The following is a 19,045-nucleotide window of genomic DNA, read 5'->3' on the forward strand; positions in this document are numbered from 1 at the left end:
CACATAATAAGTGCAACCCGTTATGAACGAAGTAAACGAGTGGGTATTCCTTTAAATAGGTCATGATTCCAATTTATTGATAATGATGAATGTTCAGATAACATCCAATGACTCGGTCATGTATTTCCACGGATTTTGAAAAAGATAACGTTTTACGAGTCAACCTTGCCAAATACTGACGAAGATTCAGGTTATGTCTCTCAACAGGGCGCGAGCATATTTTTTTAGTATCTCTTGAATGAGGGCAAATGACATGATCTAATGAGACTTATTTTCCTTCTCATTGTTTACCCATGACTCTGATTGAACACTTATCCGTTGTGAAAGAAACCCGCTCTGATATTAATCGTCAATACGATCTGGTTGATATTATTTTCCTCGTTGTCAGTGCCATTATGGCGGGAGCCGAAGGCTGGCAAGACATTGAGACTTATGACCAAGCCAAAATTAAGTGGTTAATTTGCCCGAAATTGTTCACGGCATTCTCTCCCGTATCTGGCCGTTAGCCCTGTCTCCTATTCCACCGACGACAATAGTACAATTTACGCCCACGGATGATGAACATCAGGGCACTGCCGAGATCCCGATCAGTACATCGGTGTCTGCCAGCCTTAACGTGATGTGGTTCAATGATTTTGGTCACCGTCATAGAGGTGATATTCTCACTTCAATAATTCAACAGGTGACATGATGAAAAGAAGTTTCAGCCCCGAATTTAAATTGGAGTCAGCACAGTGAGTGCTTGACCAAAACTACAGTATTGCCGACGCCGCCAGCGCCATGAATGTCAGTCAGTCCGCCATGGGGCGATGGGTTCATCAGTTAAAGCAGGAACGGCAGGGAAAATCGCCCAACGCTTCGCCCATCACGCCGGAGCACATTGAAATCCGCAACCTGAAAAAGAAACTCCAACGCCTTGAAATGGAAAACGACGTTTTAAAAAAGGCTTCAGCACTCTTGATGTCGGATTACCTGAACAATTCTCGCTAATCAAGCAATTCAGAGTGCATTATCCCGTGACTTTCCTTTGCCAACTGTTTGGCGTTTATCGCAGTAGTTATCAAGCCTGGCAAAACCGGGAGAAGTTGCCCGATCCTGAGCGAGTAAAATTAAAGAGTCTGGTGCGTGAAGCCTTTAACGAGAGCCACGGCTCAGCCGGTGCACGGACAATTGCGACGATGGTCACCACCCAAGGCAGGCCATTGGGCCGATGGCTGGCGGGAAAATTAATGGCTGAACTGGGGCGGGTCAGTCGCCAGCAGCCGACACATCGCTATTCCCGTAAGGAACAGGAACATGTCGATATTCCTAATCATCTTGACCGTCAGTTTGCGGTTACCGAACCCAATCAGGTGTGGTGTGGGGATGTAACGTATATCTGGACCGGTAAACGTTGGGCTTATCTGGCGGTCGTAATCGACCTTTTTGCCCGTAAACCCATCGGTTGGGCGATGTCTTTCTCACCGGACTCTGAACTGACGAAGAAAGCGTTAGAAAGGGCATTTGAATCCAGGGGGAGGCCTCAAGGGATCCTGTTTCACAGTGATCAAGGTAGTCACTATACGAGCAAAGCGTTCAGACGATTATGGCAGCGTTATAGTATCAGACAAAGCCTGAGCCGGCGGGGAAATTGCTGGGATAATAGCCCGATGGAACGTTTTTTCCGGAGCTTAAAAAGCGAATGGGTTCCTTTAGCGGGATATGCAAATTTTAGGGAGGCTCACCACTCTATTACCCAATATATAACAGGTTATTACAGTCAGCTTCGTCCTCACTGGTATAACAACGGGTTAACACCCAATGAGTCAGAACGATTATTTTGGAAAAACGCTAAGCCAGTGACCAATTTTTGTTGACCACAATACTTTCACCTATATAACTCATCTTATTCCCGCCACTGTCTGTTGTTGTTTTACCCTGTTGATTAATCGTCTTATTGCTCCACGCGTGACATCAAATTTATGGGCTACCACTCTCTGAGAGAAGCCGGATGCCAGTAACCCAATAATTAACGGTGTATCAGACGGCTCTAGTTTCTTAACTCGATGTGCTTCCCCTCTTTCAGCCGACGCTTCCTTGCGTAAGCTTGAGTCTCCTTAAAGTTAGTAAACACCACTGTTTAACTCCTTAAGCGCTTTATATTTCCGCATCAGGATTGCGCCTTTTCTGATTGCACTAATGACCCTCATTCGTTTTCTATGCCGCACTATTTGCCACGGTAGATAGATGAGCGTGAAAATCGCCCATGAGCCAATGGCAATCCATGCATCAATTGTCATGCGGCCTCCATGTACTCGCGTTTCCGCCGCTTTTCGTAATACCGAGCACGGCGGGTGAATATCTTTTTCACTCGCTTCAGGTAATCGATATCGAATTTGCGTGGTTGGTTGTCGTGCTCCAATCGAGTGACTCGTTCTTCACCAATCTTCTCAATCAGATTTATGCGGTATGGAATTAAATTCCCTGATAGGTCGCGGTTACATTGGACACAACCAGCATGAATATTGAATAGATTAAAACTGAGATGTGATGCCGAACCTCTTGATCTGTAATGACTTGCATCAACTGCCCCTCCTCTCACGCCGTAATTCAGCGCTCTGCCACAGGCAATACATGGCTGACCGTAATCACGCCAAAATATATATTTATTAACTGCGGCTTGCGCTTCCTTAGTCCAGTCAGATTTAGACTTTAGCTTTTCCCGTCGCGCCATTATAGTCACATTTCATCTACTGGATATATGCAGATGTGGGGTATATGCATAAGCAATGCGGACTTTTCTCTTTTTCCGGTGTAGATCCGAAAATTGGAAAAATCGGATGTAAAAAATTCCTACCACCAAAAGAGCAGATTAAAAATGGAAGGATTACTGTTTACAACCGAATGATTAATAGTAAAAATAATGGTGGTTTCTCTCTTATTTACTTTCTGGAAGACATTCTTTTATTGACAAGTTCGAAAAGTTCTTCGAATCTGTTTAATTCTTCTTTCTGAAGAAGGTTGCTCTTTTCATTTTTCATGCAGTTGAGAAAAAATCTTGCTGGTTTGGCTTTTATAAATGTCTTCTTAACGCTAGAGAGATGGTTTTCAAACTGTTTTACAATGCGAGGAATTTTTTCATTTAATATTAATGAGTTAACCTCAAGATCGTAACTTTCGCATACAAATTTGATAAAATTATCCCGGTTGAACAAATCCTCTATGTCGCATTCCTTTCTGGTTTCTTCAAGAGCTTCAGAGACAAACAACACATTTTTCCTATTGAGCATTCCCTGCTGCTGAAGTTCTTTTGATGTTTCTCTGCTCTGTTTTTCATCATCCAACAGTACGACTATGCTCAGATTCTGAGAAGACAACAGTGATACCATATATGAAACACGCTGTGCTCCACCCGCTGGAGTAATAGTAATATTTCCGTTAAGCCCTTTCCGACCCAATGAGTTCAAATAGTCAGAAATTGAACTCAAATACCAAAAATCGGTCACACCTTCCACAATCAGATTGTGTGAACCAATAAAGAGAGACTGTGCTATGTCATACCCCAGAGCGGCCTGTAAAGGGAATAGAGTTGTGGAGTCACCACTTGGATCATTGGTTACTGCGGTGCCCTTTTCTTCAGTGATGGAAACCGTTTTAACCGCCGATATATTTTTGAGAGGCACTAAAAATGGAGAGTGTGTTGTATAGATAATTTGGTTAGTAAAATCTTCAGACAAATGGTTCAGAAGATCAGTCTGAGATTTAGCGTGTAGATATAATCCCGGCTCATCCAGCAAAATGATGGCATTTTCAGCGGAGCCGCCTTTTGTATCAGCAACGAAGCTAATATAGAAAGAGAAAAACCATTTGAAACCGCGGCTTCTTTCATCGAGGTTAACTTCGACATCATATCCATGGCTAGAGTCAGATACGTAAGTGTCAAAAAAATCTCCGTCAACATTGAATCGTATTTTCAGCGAACGGTCTTTCCATAGGCGCTTGATTTCGCTGGTCACGACTGCACCGCTGCGGTTCACCAGTTGGTTTCGTACTTCAGAATACGCCTTATTCTCGGCCAGTTCCTCTGGCCTAATACCTGCGACTTTACATAATTTTTCAAAATTGATATCTGCAGTAGTTAGCTGTTTACTAGCCTGTCTCTGCAAATAAGCCGTCATGTTGTGATGTCCATTAATTTCGGGATAATCGTCTACCAGTATAAATACCGGCATATTTTTAACTATCCATTCTCTGGCAGCCTTGTTTCTCTCTTCATCATTCAGCACTTCAGAAATTTTCTCTTCAATTGCAAGCAACGAGTCCTCAAGTTCATCCTTAAGCTCAATGCAATTTTTCATCAGAGATCTTCTCAGCGCCTGTGGTTTTTCTTTTGCATTGGCCGCCCATTGAAGATAATTTCCTGACGAAAAGATGATCCCGTCGCAAAGATTTTTAATGACTTTCAGTTCAGCCTTACCCTGCTCTGTATTGCGTTCAGGGTCGTCAAAAAATACTTCAGCTTGGGTCGCAATTTTCGTTAGGTTTCTTTTGATTTTTTTGGTGTCCAGCACAAAATCCGTCAGGTTATGAAAACCAATGCTTCTTCCGTTATAGCTTCGGTTAATGGACACAGAGGTAATATTTTGCGCTCGCGGGTATATTGATGAAAGCTCATCGCGTTCACTGGAACTTAAAACCCAGGAACTTTCTACTACCGGTGTACTAGGTGTACAGTCATCAAGCAGACGATGCCTCGGGAAGTCTTTCACTTTATTCAGCACCCCAAATCCCTCTGCAGGATTCAAGCTTTTAAGCGCTAGTAGCAAATTGGTTTTACCGCTTTCATTCCGGCCAAGAACGGCGGTTAACTTGTCTGTTGTAATAATTCCACTGTCAAAAATAGATCTGAAATTTTTCACGCGAAAAGAGGTAAGTTGCATTGGATTTCCTTATTTTAGTAATGCGGTCACAATGGCTGTTGCAGAAGAAATAAAGGCCAATATCAATGCTGACCATATTTTAAGGTTGTTATTTTTAACTTCAAAGCCCAGCCTTCTGTTCTGTTCTTCGATACTGATCATCTTAGTAACCAAATCTAGGAGAAATCCCATTTCAGATGAGCTTATCGGAGGTGACTCGCGGGCACTAGTGTCCTCATTTTTTTTTCGCCGCGCATAACGGAGATGAATCATAAAAAGTGGTTCACCCTGAGTACTAAGGTTGCTTGAACGCCGAAAGAATGCAGGATAAGAGCTCAGTACACGCTCAACCTGATTCATATCCATACCTAGACTATCTGCGATATTCCGTGGCGTTCGGCTGTTCCAACGCTCATGGGCTCCCAGATGCTGGATAATTGCTGTTAGGTAATGAAAATCTTTAACAAAGGATATTGGATACTCACTTTTCTTAATTTTTCTTAATTTCCACATATTCTTCCTTAAATTAAAAATCGACTCTGCAAAAGTTAAACTATTTTAACCTGCGATTCATTTTACTCAATCAGGTGTTTGTAATGTCCACCATTGGCACAACGCCACTTATCTGGTTAGGTTTCATTTAGATCATTAATAGTGTCAGATCGAGTCTTATTTGGTAATCAAATTAGTACAACTAGCTCACTTTTGTCCAGAATCAGGCTAAAGGTAATTTCCAATGATTTCTATATAGTAGTTCAACCCCACACTGACGCGCTACGCTTGTCTTCTCCAAGCTACCGGGTTAATGCATTAGCCCGGTAACTCGGAGAGCTAAAAGATCACCTGCCAGAGAAAACATCTTTACCTACCCCCTCCCTATTAAAGGATTATGGATAAAACTGTTCACCCTGTTCACCTTTGAATATTTTTGTTTAAATTCATATTATTAAAGGGTGATGAGTTGAAACTAAACTCTTCACTACTCTTCACCCAACCGTTCACCTCCAACCAAAAAAAGGTGAACAGTGATGAATAGTTGTGAACAGTTTTAAAATAACTATTCATCTTATAATACGTTGATATATTTGGTTTAAATTATAGAGTGAACAGTGGTGAACACTTTTTTATATTTCTTTGAAAAATACCTGTAATCAGAAAAAAATTATTCTTCTGGCTGGCTATTCCTTGTCAGTTTCGGCATCCATTCGATAGCGGTATCAAGATTCAGGCTCAGATTGCTGCGAATGCCCTGTTTGCTTTTCTTGCGTAAATATTGCTGGCTGTACTCCGCCAGTGCGCCCGGCATATCCATCCCGAAGCGAGTCACGGAAACAGGTTTATTCAGGTTATTGCCTTTCATATAAGCAAGGTAGGCGTGATAGAGGTACTTACGGGGATAATTTCCGCATTGCCGATTAATAGGCCGTCAACTTCATGGGAAGCAATGAGATAACCGCAAAAATCGACCAATGGATCTGTGCCGCGTTTGATATCCAGCGCCTCCGCAGATTTCTGCTGCTCTGCCAGTAAACGCCTTGCGGCTTGTGGATCAGTGAACCGATGTAACAGATGCCGGATAATTACGGGCAATTCAGCCGCAATTTTATCCCGCAGGAGTGGATCACGTTCATTTTCCGGTACGACTTCGGAAAAGTTAAAAATAACCCGACGCCGCGACACACCACCACTGCGATCACTGAAACTCATGGCATTATTATTTACTGCCAGCACTACCGCAGGAATGCGAGTTGAATAAGGTTGTTTATGCTTTGGATCAATAGCAACTTCATCGCCACCAGTAATCGCCTTGATGCCTGAACCATCACCCACATAGCGAGTTTGGTCTGGCAGGATGATCAACGAATAGCCAACAATCAACGCCCGTTCCCGTGGATTTTCCAGTGCAGCCATACTTGCGGAAACGGTATTGCCTTTACCTGCCAGCATGGAACAAATTTCGGCAAAGATACTTTTGCCACTGCCTCCGGCTCCGGTGACTTCCAGAAAAAGTTGCCAGTCATAACGGTTCGCCAGCACCATAAACAGCGCCGCTAGCACTCTATATGCCTTGTTTTCACAGTTAGCTGTTGCTTGATTGAGCCAGCGCCAGAATTGTGGTGCGTGATCTTGCAGAGTTTCCCTCGAAACAGGGGTATTGAATTCAACATCATTGGCAAGAAGCAGCCAATCATTTTTGCGGTGAGGCCGGAACTGACAAGCTTTCAGGTCAAATACGCCATTACTAAACCCGATTAAGTGACGTTCTGGAGGCTGCATCATGGGAAGCTGTAATTTCAGGGCATCCACAGCAGAGCTGATACCATGCGGTGAATACGGTAATTTTTCTTCCATAAAGGCGGCGACCATTTCCCGTTTTAAATCACGGTCACTGACCGGACGCCAGATAATACTGTCATAGTGATGAACGGTTTCCAAAGCACCATCCAGTGCCAGATCACCGTTATAACGTGACAGCAATACTTCCCCGCGTTGGCTGGCTCCCATCTGGCATAATGTCAGTTTTGAAGGCTCGGCATCATTATTAAGCTGAATGGCTGCTTTTTTCTTGGTTGATGTCGGTTGATAAAGCCCTTGAGTAAAGGCTTGTTTTGCCATATCCACACCATGTTGCTGGCGATAATCATCCCAGTCAGCTTTGTACTCAGTTGGTGGTAACGTTACCCACCCGTTAATCGCTTTAGCGGTTTTCTCTGCTGCAACCTTGCCGATATTCTTTTTCAGCCTGCCATTTTTGTCTCGTTCTTCCGGTTCGTGCCAGTCGTTATCAGCGGCAATGATGATTCTGGAGTTTGGATATTGAGCTCTAACCTGCTCGGCAACAATTAATAGGTTACTTTCATCAATCGCTGCCAGTACCACGCCTTTATGTAATTGACTGACTGTTAAAGCTGTAGCATAACCTTCGGTAATGATGATTGTGTCCGGCGTCCCGGTAATCTCAGTTACCAGAATAAAACTGCCTTTTTTCTGTGTACCTGCAACAAGTCGTTTTTCACCATTTGGCTTGATGGTCTGTGCGCCAGTAATTGCGCCATCCAGTGTCTGAGTTACCAGCAATAAAGAACCGTCTTTTAACATCCGCTGATTGGAGCATTGCAGTCCCTTTTTCACCAGATATTGAGATTCCCCTGCAACAGCAGTGGCAACCAGTGCCGCGATACGTTCAGCAATTGGCTTAGCGTTCCTAGTCAGCATTTTGGCTAGTTTGGATTCTGGCAAAGGCAATGCCAGAGCATCTACAACAACCTTTGTTGCTTCAAAAATTGAGATCCCTTTGGTTTTAGCCACTAAATCCAACCCATCACCATAGTTCGGAGCGTCACACTGGCGGCAATGCCAGTTGCCATGATGGTGATCGTCAATAAAGTGGAAACGGTCATTACCACCGTAGACAGGGCAAGCGCCATGTTTACCCTTTGCCGGAATATCAATACCACATGCTGGCAGCAGATTTTCCCAGTGATACATGGCGGATTTTTTCACAGACTGGATAAAATCGAGTGGTTTTTGTTCGTCTGTTTTATATGAAGATGTAAATTTGGGGTGAGTTTGGTTAGACTGTGTATCAGCCATCATCGTTACCTCATTTAACGGTTTGGTCAGACGCCTCAGATGTGTTCGAGCACTCTGGGGCGTTGCTTTTTATGTTATTTTTCTTAAAAAATCTCTATCTTTATGCCCTTTTGCCAAATTTCCCGATCAGCACATTTTCGCCTCGTTCCAGCATTTCCCGGCGACCATCCAGATATTGAGCATGGTTGTACGTGCCTCGAATGCTGTTTTTATCGACGTGCGCAAGCTGTTTTTCAACCCATGCCGTGTTGAAGTCTTGATCATGCAGGATGGTACTCATTGTGTGCCGGAATCCGTGACCTGTCGCCCGCCCTGAATATCCCATGCGGCGGATCATGGTATTGATTGCCATATCAGATATATGCTTTCTGTAATCTGTCCGGCTTGGGAAAACATACTGATAACTGCCGCTGATAGGCTGAATCTGCTTCAATAAATCGATAACTTGCTCTGATAATGGCACTACATGAGTACGGCGCATTTTCATTTTTGCGGCTGGAATTGTCCAAACAGCCTTATCTAAATCAATTTCTGACCATTCAGCCTTGCGAAGTTCTCCCGGACGAACACCCGTTAATATAAGCATTCGCAAAGCCGTTCTGACTATCTGACTACCCATATATTTATCAATAGAGCGCAGAAATTCAGGTAATTCATCTACTGAAAGGTGAGCGTAGTGTTCGCGTTGATGAGGGATAAAAGCACTCGCTAAATCTGGTGCTGGGTTATATTCGGCTCTGCCAGTAATAATTGCATATGTCCAAACTTCACCACAGCGTTGGCGGACTTTCTTTAATTTATCGGTGACGCCTCTCTTTTCCATAATAGAAAGAAGGTCTAACAATTCGAGGGGTTTTATTTCAGCAATCGGGCGATGACCAATATAAGGGAAAACGTCTTTTTCGAATGCGTCCATCATATCTTCACGATAACCAACAGACCACCGATCTTTTCTTCCCTCGTACCATTCACGCGCAATGCTTTCAAAGGTGTTACTGATTTCTCCCTGAGCCGCCAGCTTCTTTTGTTTTTTATCTTGGTTGGGATCAATACCTTCGGCTATCAGTTTCTTGGCTTCATCACGTTTTCTTCTGGCCTCTGCCAACGTAATAAGCGGAAAAGTACCAATAGCGAGTAACTTTTCTTTTCCTGCAATGCGGTATTTCAGTCGCCAGTATTTAGAACCGGTTGTCTTTACCAACAGATACAAGCCACCGCCATCCGATAGCTTAAAATCTTTATCTTGGGGTTTTACTGTTTCAACTTGCCGGGCTGTTAGTTTCATATTTCTAGCATCCTTGCCCCCTCACAGTAATGGGGGTATTTTTTTAGGGGGTACAGAAAGTTACCCCTATATATACCCCCTGACTGGGGTACATTGCAATAGATGCCAGTAGACGTTACTAAAGTGTTATTTGGGGATTTTCGTTGATTTTATTGGGAAAAGTAGACTTTAGGAGACGTTGCGAGAAGTAGAAGTGGCGGAGGAGTTCTCTGCCCTCCTTGCGTTGGATGTTTCTATTTGATAATTCAATGGTGCATTCGAGAGAGCAGACGGTGTGAGTAGTACTTCTAGGTGTGAATTCTGATTGACAAATCTTACAAGTCTTGGGCTTCGGCGTTCTCGCCTTTGCCACCCTATCCCCCTAACACCAGTCCCATCATTAGTGATAATGCGAACCAAAATCCGATGAATATGAGGTATTTCATTTTATTTCCTTTTTCCATAAAAAACCGCCATCAGGCGGCTTTTGTAAATAGCCAATAACTTAACCCATATCAAGACTGAACCGTCTCCCGTCTCTAACTAATATTAATAATTCTTTCGCTTCATTGGAGTATCTACTGGACACTTTTATTTCACCATTCATTATGGCGCAATGATATTTATTATCAGATGATTTTAGATCGATCCCTGTAATTTCTTTCACATTCTGAAGTAAGTCATTAGCGCCATGCCATCCTTTAAAACCCAATGCCTGCCCTAATCTTGTTAAGCTAAATGGGTAATTCGAATTAAATGCTTCAGGGGTTGAAGCATCCGTTATCCCATACAAACGAGGTAATTCATTACTTTCATTAGCGATAGAACTTAATCTTTTATAGTCTATTTGTACTGGATTTTTAGGAATATCAGTTCTTATCAACTTATAACTTCTTGCCAATAATGCTCTTAAAACCTTCGGATCAAAATTATTTATTGTTGGATTATCTGAAAAAGCATCAAAAACCCATGTGAAATCATTAGATACTATTCTTTTCACTCTAATAGATTTATTATTATCTATTGGGATTAGAGCTTCTCGAGACGGATAAGTATTATCATTTAAATCAGCATCTCTATGCAAAATGTATATATTGCTAATTAACCCCCCTCCCTCAGATAAAATTTCATCTATATCAGATAAAATTTCTTTTATATTCTCATCTTCAATGCTATAACCAATAAATATTAACGGGTGTTCAGCAAAGAAAGTTAATAACTTAGCACTAAGGTATTTTTTCTTGCTTAAAAAAATATCATAATCATTTTTATTAATGACTATTGATTCTGGTTCATCACAAGAGCCATGTATTTTAAATATTTCCCCAACACTTCCATTGGCTAATCTAATAATCTGTTGACCAACGATAACTTCATAATCAGGAAAAATATTATTTATAATATTATCATAATTTGTTGTGACTATAGAATGAGGCCTTATCTTTTTTAACGCTTCTATTTCTTTAGCAAACTCTCTTTGATTAACTATATTTAAACCTTTGAAAAAATCAGCTATCTTATGCTTCAGATAGATATCCCCTTCATAATCTTCACAAAATAGCTCTTCTGGAAACTCATTTCGTCCATCTCCCCACACCCAATCACGATAAGCGTCAGACAAAATAGTTCCAATATCTATGTTTGTTACTTTTTTTTGTGTGTAATAAGCAAATGGATGCTTGATTTCTGGACACTTCGCCATTAAATTCTTCAATAAACTTTCCCAATCTGGCCCATTTGCATACCTCCTAGTTAGGCCTGATCCAATAAAAAGAATTGGTTGACACTCAAGACTTTCTAAACATGCTTGGATATCATCCGTTACATCTGATTGATATTGCTTATAATCGCGAATCATAGGGTTTATCATAGATAATGAATACATAAGATAATCCTCTACATAAGTTAATATGCTGTCTATTGAGATTAGTGGTTTTTGTTATGTATCACACAAAGTTATGTGTTTCTTTTGTCCTAGCCATTTCAGTTATTGTTTAATCTCATTCATTAAATACCACGTCCTTATCTGTCACTGCTCCTGCCTCCACTTAATTTAAACCCTATGACCGTAATAGTTCAGCGTGTAGCGTTTTTCTGTAAGATTGACGCCCTGATATACAGCCCATGCCTGTGAATATTCAATTAAACTGCTCATGCGCTTTACACTCATTCCGGCGGTACTTTCCCTTGCCAACGGCACCAGTTCACCTTCTAGCCCTGCGATTAATTGCCCCTCTTTTCCTGTCGCTTTAGCGTGACCAGAAACAAAAATGCATTTCCATTCCGGTGTCTTCCATGTACTACCTGCCCATTCAATACCCTGTTTAGAGACGTCACCACATAACGCATGGAACTTGTCGTTCTGCGGTAGTGTTCGGCTTGAGTCTGATATGGTGATTTGAATAGGGAATTCGTCGTTGAGGGGTAATTTATTGAGAGAGGCTATTAGGTTTTTGAGTATGTGCGCATTTCTAAGCAGAAAGACCTGCTTTTCCATCTAATCTCCGTTATATTCCTTCGAAAATAGCCTCTTCTTGCCATTTCAGTAGATCACCCTCAGTACATCGCTGGTAACACGGCGGCTCAACTTTCGATTTATAACCCGCCCACCAATACCAACCGCTGCGGTGCTCTGTTGTGCCACATTCTTATAACAGTATTTCATACTCGTTGTTTGTTCCGTCTGGATCGGTATCGAGTTTGCAAACACTGATGAGAAAACGGCTGCCGTCCCTGCCATAGCCTGAGTTATGCCAAGGTAGTGATATACCGTTGTAGTGATAAGGAAATAGGGTGCGGATAACATCATGGCGCGGACAAATGAGTTCATAATGACGCCGGATATATGGTCGCAAACCGTATCAATTTAGTGTTTGCACAACCGGGGCGTCCATATATGGCATAAAGATCTTGGGGGACGGTTTATCACAGGTCATGCAAGGCTCTATTTTATGGCTCCACCGAAATAAGGTGCGCATAGAAATGTCAAAATGGTCGCTCGTTTGTTCAAAAGTCAACGAATGTTTGTCTTTGTATGTCAGTACTCTCTTTCGAAAATCCAAACTGTATTCCATCTTACTTTATTCCTTGTCATTTGAATCCAGATATTATGCCATATTAATATGATTCTGATATATGGCTACGTTAACAGCCATTAGATCTAATCTCGTCCTCTGCACTTTCTACAAGAGATTTGATCGAAGCAGGAAAGCCAAATAAAGTCGCCACCGTTGCCTGTATGCGTAAATTACTGGTCATTCTCAATGCAATGATAAAAACAAATAAACCGTGGAATGATTCATTCCACGGTTTAACGTTAAAGGTAGTTGCTCATTACACGCCCTAGTATCAAACGCTGTTACTCTTCATAATCTTTAAGGAGTATATTTTAATCATTACCTCCTTAATCCACAAAAAAGCCATCGTTAACCATCTCAGTTAAACTGAGTTTGAAAGCGTTTGAAATGATATTCAAATCATCTAATGTATGAGCTGCACTTAACATAAATGAATGTAATTCAGGTAGGTAAACGTCATGCTTACGCATATAGTAAGCTAAAGCTATATTAGCTTTGAAATTGCTGCCAGCTTGTTTCTTACGGTAGAACTTTGACGACTTGTGACCAAACGTCATAGAAAAAATTGAGTGACGTGCTTCAAGTTGCAAGTCTACATTTAACTCTTTTGCAACACACCTAAAAGTCTCTGCCAAGTTGGTGCTTTTTTCTTGCAATTCTTGGTATATATGTTGATTTTTATAAAGATAATCAAGAACAGATATACCTGCTTGGCAAGTTAATGAATTGCCACTCATGGTACCGCCAACAAACGCTTTGTTATCGTAATCAAAGAATGGGTCTTGAGAGCTTTTTGCAATTTCGACAATTTCCTTTTTGCCAACAACTGCACCACAAGGTAAACCACCACCTATGATTTTCCCAAGCGCAGTTAAATCAGGAATTACTTTTGCTAAGGTTTGAGCACCTCCATAATCTACTCTGAAACCTGTCACTACCTCGTCAAAAATCAACACTACATTGTGCTTATTACAGATTTCCCTTAGTTTTTTTAGGAACCCAACGTCACACTGAGCTATTGATGATGGCATCGGTTCACATATTACACAAGCAGTTTCGTCAGCTTCATCAACCAATCTTTGTAGTGCATCCTGATCACCATATTGGAATATGGATGTGTGCTGAATTGTATATTTATCAGTTCCCTGTGAACCACTAATAGGCTGAGGGTGTGATAATGAGCCGTTAAAACGAAACCAAGAACTTACCATGCCTTGATCTGACCAACCATGATAGTGCCCTTCAAATTTAGCCACCCTATTTTTCTTGGTATAAGCTCTCGCCAATCGGATTGCCATCAGGTTTGCTTCGGTACCTGAGTTACACAGAACTGCTCGCGCAGCCCCAGGAAATGCAGACACCAAGCGTTTGGCAAGTTCTACTTCTGGTTCATGACCTATGGCGTTTACTAGTCCGTTTTCAATTCCTTCAAATAGTGCTTTCTGTATCACCGGGTGCTTATAGCCCAAAATATGTGGACCATAACCACCTGATAAGTCAATAAATTTATTTCCATCTTTATCAATAAAGTAACCGTTCTCAGCTTTATCAATAAAAACAGGGTATGAACTAGGGAAAAAATATCTATGAATATGAGTGGGTGCTACAAGCGATTCATCTGCCGCGCGCTTAAGTTCCATCGAGGTAGGCATTTTTTCCTCAAAATATGCATCAAAACGAGCTTTCACTTCTTTACTCATATAAGGTGAAAAACGATCTGTAAATATTCTCGCGTTGCCCCAAATATTAATGTTAGGATCTATCTCTGTTGCAAAACCTTCACAACCTAAGAAAACCAATTCAACTTTGGTAAAGTTTGCTGTGTATCTAGCTTGGTATTTCTGTAGTACTTTATTAATATCATTAAAATAGCCAATAGTTGACCAACGGTTATCTAACGTATCAAAATGAAGTTTCAATACATCCTTAATTTCAGCTTGGTACTCATCCCAATTCGTTAAAACCTTCTCCTTTCTGGTTACAAAGTGATTGGTAAAACGCAATACAGCTACATCCCATTCTTTACGTGTACATGCATAGTAAAAAGAAGATAAACCCCATTTTTCATTTTCAGTTAAAGAAACAGTAATACCGAAATCTAGTAAGATCAGCTTCCCTTCTTCGGTAAACATTATATTACCTGGATGTGGATCACCATGACAAAAACCATGCATGTAAAGCATAGTATAAATAGTATCTTGCAAACGTCGTGCAAGTATTTTTCGATCCAATTTTACTTTTTCTACCTGCTTACCAGGAATACCAAGCATCATTTCCATAACAATAATATTTTCATTGCTGTGCTCAGAATATACCTTAGGTACAATAACATACCGATGGCTTACATAGTTCTCATATACTTGCTTTTGATTTTGCTGCTCTTTTACAAAATTCGTTTGCTCTTGTAGTAAAATTGACAGTTCTTTAAAGCGCTCTTTTAGTTCAAGTTGTTTTAATCTTAGACTAAATAAACATGCCACACTAATAAAGTACCTAATCAGGTTTAAATTATTTCTCATTTCTGAGCGAACATTTCTCTTAATCAATTTAACAGCGACTACTTCCCCTGAAACTAATGTAGCCTCATGCACTTGCGCAATAGATGCACTTGCTAAAGGGGTAAAGTTGAAATTTTTAAAAGTTTGTTCGAAAGATTGAGATAAAGATTGCCTAAGCCACTTTTTTAAAATCTTTTCTTTCATGGGAATTGTATCATCTTGTAATTTAGATAATTCAACTACCCATGCATTTGGAATCAAGTCCGAACGAGTAGAAAGGATTTGTCCGAGCTTGATATACAATGGACCCATAGTATTCAAGAATTGATAAATAACTTTACCTTGGCATCGTTGTTTATCATCCTGTGATACTTTTTTTCCTATAATTAATTTTAGGTATTTAAAATAATAATATAGTGAGCTAAAAATTAACTTAAAAAAATTGCTCATAAAGTATTCCTTTAAACGCTCTGAATATTACAGAAAAACACTTGTTATAGTCATAGCATATACTGAGTCTACAATCTAAAGACGGAAATGATACGCACAGAATGACATACCAGCACTTCCAACCCAACCTATGACTTCATCGTTTTGTTTTACTTTTCCTGTCTCCATCGCTATAGCTATAGCTCCTGGAATAGAGGCTGATACTAAGTTACCAGTTTGTGGATAGATATGATGAACCAAATGATCTAAATCCAACTCAGAAGCAAAGTTTGCCCAATCCCGCTGAGAGGATGCGTGAGTAAAAATTCCCTTGATATTGCTTATTTCAATATTATTAAGTGTCTTTTGCATTACACTTAGAATATGTGGCCTACCAAACTTAACTAAATCCGAACCAAATGAAGTAAAATGACCAACACCATTTTTACCTATTTTTTCGGATGCTACGCAGTAGCCTTCATATCTAGCAATCGGAATATTACAAAGATCAGACAGATCTGCCCGAGATTCAAAATTAAACGTCCAGAGGTTATCAGGATCATCAGCGGAAATAATAGTTGCACTAGCTCCCTCACCCAGAGTAAATGCTGGAAAGGTCCATTCAACACTTCGACTATCATGTAAATTAAATACACCAGGATAAATAGCACCATTTTCTATCATATTGAATTCAGCATTAACAACCAATGCTCTGCGAAATACGCTTGCATCGAATAATGCTTGTAATTGCTGCATGGCTCGAGTCCAGCTCATACAAGCATCAATCACATCATAACATTGAACATGATGCATATTGAGTGCGTTAGCCGCATGATAGGCACCACCTGGCTCCAAGAAGCCTCTACCTATACCTACATACACTAATACATCTATATCTTCTTTATTTATATTTGCAGCTTTTAGCGCATCTTCCGTTGCTTGACACAACAATTGAATTGGTGTTTCACCTTCATTTAGCCAATAGCGTGTATTGGAGCCAGAATACTTTAGGTAATAGCGTATTTCTTTGAGTATAGTTTCCAGCTCTCCATGAAATGAGTTACTGTGTTGTTTAATTAAATCAATAATATCGTCATTAGTCACAATTTTACTTGGCAGGGCAAGTTTAACTGCTTCGATTTTCATACTCTTTCCTTGTTTGAAAGTTAATTCATCTGAGTTTTTATTAGGCTTCAATTAACACTGAAGCTGCTTGATTTTTTTATTATCCTCAAACGTTCCGATAGCGAGCGATGCTAGTGCATTAATCAGTGATTCAATCGAATGCGATTCCCACACTAATTCTTCTGCAACAGGTTTTTGCAACCAAGCTTCAAGGTCACTATGGAATGAAAAAGTATCCATGGAATTCAATCCGTAATCGAAAAATGATTTTCGCAATTCTATTTGTGCTACAGATATGTTTATTCTATTTGCTATCCAGCTACAAATGAAGGCTTCAATACTATGTTTCAGGACTGTTTCTAAGTTGTTTTTCTGTGGGGTAAGATTAGATATTTTCGAATTTGACACCTCATCTTCTTGCGATTTATCTATAGATTTATTTTGGTATTTGGCAACTGTTTTTAGCGTGCTGTTTAAAAATTCAGTTTTACATTTTCGACGTTGAATTTTGCCACTGGTTGTTTTGGTAATACTTCCCGGGCTAACAATCAGAATATAGCTCACATCTAAGTTATGACGAGCGGAAATAGTTTTTTTTACCTTATCAAATACCTCATCGTAATCAATTTCGCCCACATAGTAACGATTTCTCTCAGCAACAACGACCAACTGTTCAATGTCTTCATTTTCAACAGAAAACGCTGCACAATAACCATTCCGAATTAAGCCATGGCTTAGCTCTACTGTTTGTTCAATATCCTGTGGATAATGATTAGTACCTCGTATAACAATAAGGTCTTTCAAACGACCAGTAATGTAAAGATTACCTTCGTAAATAAAACCCAAATCTCCTGTTCTGAGATATTCTCTATTCTCTATCGACTGAGATAATTTCGCTTTAAACGTTTCTTCGGTCGCTTCAGGGTTTTGCCAATAACCAGCAGCGATACTTTTACCAGAAAGCCAAATTTCTCCAATCTGAGACTCTTCTAATGCATGATAATTATCAATATCAACAATCTTGACTTGGGTATCTAGTTCAGTTTTACCGTTACTAACTAATATCTGTGAAGAAGATGATTCAATTTCAATTTCAATTTGATTTTTTCTTAGCTTTGCAGCATTGCATACCAAAAAATAAGGTTTTTCATTAACTGCATCAGAAACCATTACCAATGTAGACTCAGCTAAGCCGTAAGATGGGCACTGAGTTGACTCTCTTAGTCCAGCCTCAGCAAAATGGTCATAAAACGCTCTAATAGTATTGGCCCTTACAGGCTCTGCCGCATTAATAGCAACTAACCAAGAACTTAGGTTCAATGTTGAGAGCTGAGCTTTGGAAACATTCTTTACACTATGACTATAAGCAAAATCAGGACCACAGCTATGTGTTGCCCGGTAATCACTGATCGCTTTTAGCCAGATATACGGCTGCTTTATGAATGTCGTCGGTGACATAAGCACACTATGAAAACCTTTATAAACAGGTTGTAGAATCGAAAAAACCTGTCCTAAATCATGAAAATGTGGCAGCCAAGACACAAGCACGCTTTCTTGAGTTGTGTGCCAATGATGCGACAATTCCTCTGAGTGGAATAAAGTTGTTTCATGAGTCAAAACTACTCCTTTTGGCAAAGAAGTAGAACCAGATGTGTACTGTAAATAAGCCACATCAGCTCCTTTAACAATAGGATCTTGCCAATTTGTTGATGTATCGACTTGACGATCAGTGGCTAGCCATTCAAGTTCATTCAATACAGAATCAGACATTGAGCTTACTTTATCTAAGTACTTCTGAGTTGACAGCGCTAGACGAGCACCACTGTCTTTTGCTATTTCTGAAATGAGCTCTATCTTTCGTATATTTTGAGGCGAGTACAATGGTACGGCTATCATGCCTGCATATAAGCACGCATAGAATGCCACTACATAATCTAATCCCGCTGGATATAAAAGTAATATTCGGTCTTTATCTTGCCCTTTCTCTTTTAAAACACCAGCCAGATTTTTTGCCTGTTTGTACAATTGTGCGTAAGTTAAAGATGCCAATTCTTCCTGATTTTCACCTAAAAAAGTAAATACCCGCTGCTCGGCAAATTCTGTCGCACGATATTTGAGTAATTCATTCCAAGTTTCATAGTAATTCATGTTAATTATTTT

12 protein-coding genes and 6 pseudogenes are annotated in these 19,045 nt (G+C 40.3%); 4 read left to right on the forward strand and 14 right to left on the reverse strand.

Annotated elements, in window-relative coordinates; genetic code table 11:
* Positions 1 to 73 precede the first annotated feature (73 nt).
* Positions 74 to 265: pseudogene (locus ACE1SE_RS04345) on the reverse strand (IS1 family transposase); the annotation flags it as partial.
* A 28-nt stretch (positions 266 to 293) separates the two neighbouring features.
* On the opposite strand from ACE1SE_RS04345, the pseudogene ACE1SE_RS04350 reads away from it, so the two are divergent.
* From ACE1SE_RS04350 to ACE1SE_RS04360, 3 genes and pseudogenes are all read left to right on the forward strand, one after another.
* Positions 294 to 458, forward strand: a pseudogene (locus tag ACE1SE_RS04350) (transposase family protein); the annotation flags it as partial.
* 2 nt (positions 459 to 460) lie between these two features.
* Positions 461 to 691, forward strand: a complete 231-nt coding sequence (locus ACE1SE_RS04355) for a type VI secretion system baseplate subunit TssF (RefSeq protein ID WP_374052805.1) — start codon at positions 461 to 463, stop codon at positions 689 to 691.
* 47 nt (positions 692 to 738) lie between these two features.
* A protein-coding gene (locus tag ACE1SE_RS04360; protein ID WP_374052806.1) for an IS3 family transposase occupies positions 739 to 1,856 on the forward strand; the annotation gives its coding sequence in 2 pieces (ribosomal slippage) (positions 739 to 937 and positions 937 to 1,856; 1,119 coding nt in all).
* Between the two features lie 246 nt (positions 1,857 to 2,102).
* On the opposite strand, the gene ACE1SE_RS04365 is transcribed toward ACE1SE_RS04360, so the two are convergent.
* From ACE1SE_RS04365 to ACE1SE_RS04410, 10 genes and pseudogenes are all read right to left on the reverse strand, one after another.
* Positions 2,103 to 2,279 (reverse strand): hypothetical protein, encoded by a 177-nt coding sequence (locus ACE1SE_RS04365; protein ID WP_374052807.1) that lies wholly within the window; start codon positions 2,277 to 2,279, stop codon positions 2,103 to 2,105.
* Positions 2,276 to 2,710, reverse strand: a pseudogene (locus ACE1SE_RS04370) (recombination protein NinG); the annotation flags it as partial. The pseudogene ACE1SE_RS04370 and the gene ACE1SE_RS04365, both read right to left, overlap by 4 nt.
* Positions 2,711 to 2,921: 211 nt before the next feature.
* On the reverse strand, positions 2,922 to 4,919 hold the full coding sequence (locus tag ACE1SE_RS04375) for an AAA family ATPase (RefSeq protein ID WP_374052808.1): 1,998 nt from the start codon (positions 4,917 to 4,919) through the stop codon (positions 2,922 to 2,924).
* Positions 4,920 to 4,928: 9 nt separating this feature from the next.
* On the reverse strand, positions 4,929 to 5,411 hold the full coding sequence (locus ACE1SE_RS04380; RefSeq protein WP_374052809.1) for a hypothetical protein: 483 nt from the start codon (positions 5,409 to 5,411) through the stop codon (positions 4,929 to 4,931).
* Positions 5,412 to 6,060: 649 nt separating this feature from the next.
* Positions 6,061 to 8,387 (reverse strand): annotated as a pseudogene (locus ACE1SE_RS04385) (phage/plasmid primase, P4 family).
* A gap of 205 nt (positions 8,388 to 8,592) precedes the next feature.
* Positions 8,593 to 9,777: a tyrosine-type recombinase/integrase gene (locus ACE1SE_RS04390; protein ID WP_374052810.1), complete on the reverse strand. Its 1,185-nt coding sequence runs from the start codon at positions 9,775 to 9,777 to the stop codon at positions 8,593 to 8,595.
* Between the two features lie 484 nt (positions 9,778 to 10,261).
* Positions 10,262 to 11,641, reverse strand: a complete 1,380-nt coding sequence (locus ACE1SE_RS04395; protein WP_374052811.1) for an SIR2 family protein — start codon at positions 11,639 to 11,641, stop codon at positions 10,262 to 10,264.
* A gap of 168 nt (positions 11,642 to 11,809) precedes the next feature.
* Complete coding sequence (locus ACE1SE_RS04400; protein ID WP_374052812.1) at positions 11,810 to 12,253, reverse strand: recombination protein NinB; 444 nt, start codon at positions 12,251 to 12,253, stop codon at positions 11,810 to 11,812.
* A gap of 45 nt (positions 12,254 to 12,298) precedes the next feature.
* Positions 12,299 to 12,586, reverse strand: coding sequence for a hypothetical protein (locus ACE1SE_RS04405; RefSeq protein WP_374052813.1), 288 nt, complete (start codon positions 12,584 to 12,586; stop codon positions 12,299 to 12,301).
* 76 nt (positions 12,587 to 12,662) lie between these two features.
* Positions 12,663 to 12,830 (reverse strand): annotated as a pseudogene (locus ACE1SE_RS04410) (IS630 transposase-related protein); the annotation flags it as partial.
* A gap of 58 nt (positions 12,831 to 12,888) precedes the next feature.
* Between ACE1SE_RS04410 and ACE1SE_RS04415 the strand changes: the two are divergent.
* Positions 12,889 to 13,102 (forward strand): annotated as a pseudogene (locus tag ACE1SE_RS04415) (hypothetical protein); the annotation flags it as partial.
* A 57-nt stretch (positions 13,103 to 13,159) separates the two neighbouring features.
* On the opposite strand, the gene ACE1SE_RS04420 reads toward ACE1SE_RS04415, so the two are convergent.
* The 3 genes from ACE1SE_RS04420 to ACE1SE_RS04430 form a co-directional block, all read right to left on the reverse strand.
* Entirely contained in the window at positions 13,160 to 15,781 is a 2,622-nt protein-coding gene (locus ACE1SE_RS04420; protein ID WP_374052814.1) for an aminotransferase class III-fold pyridoxal phosphate-dependent enzyme, read from the reverse strand.
* 75 nt (positions 15,782 to 15,856) lie between these two features.
* Positions 15,857 to 16,906, reverse strand: coding sequence for a 3-oxoacyl-[acyl-carrier-protein] synthase III C-terminal domain-containing protein (locus ACE1SE_RS04425; protein WP_374052815.1), 1,050 nt, complete (start codon positions 16,904 to 16,906; stop codon positions 15,857 to 15,859).
* Positions 16,907 to 16,957: 51 nt separating this feature from the next.
* The gene (locus ACE1SE_RS04430) at positions 16,958 to 19,033 is read right to left on the reverse strand and encodes an AMP-binding protein (protein ID WP_374052816.1); all 2,076 of its coding nucleotides are present in this window, start codon (positions 19,031 to 19,033) and stop codon (positions 16,958 to 16,960) included.
* Between the last annotated feature and the right edge of the window lie 12 nt (positions 19,034 to 19,045).

This window comes from Xenorhabdus taiwanensis (assembly GCF_036512875.1).
Lineage (GTDB): Bacteria > Pseudomonadota > Gammaproteobacteria > Enterobacterales > Enterobacteriaceae > Xenorhabdus > Xenorhabdus taiwanensis.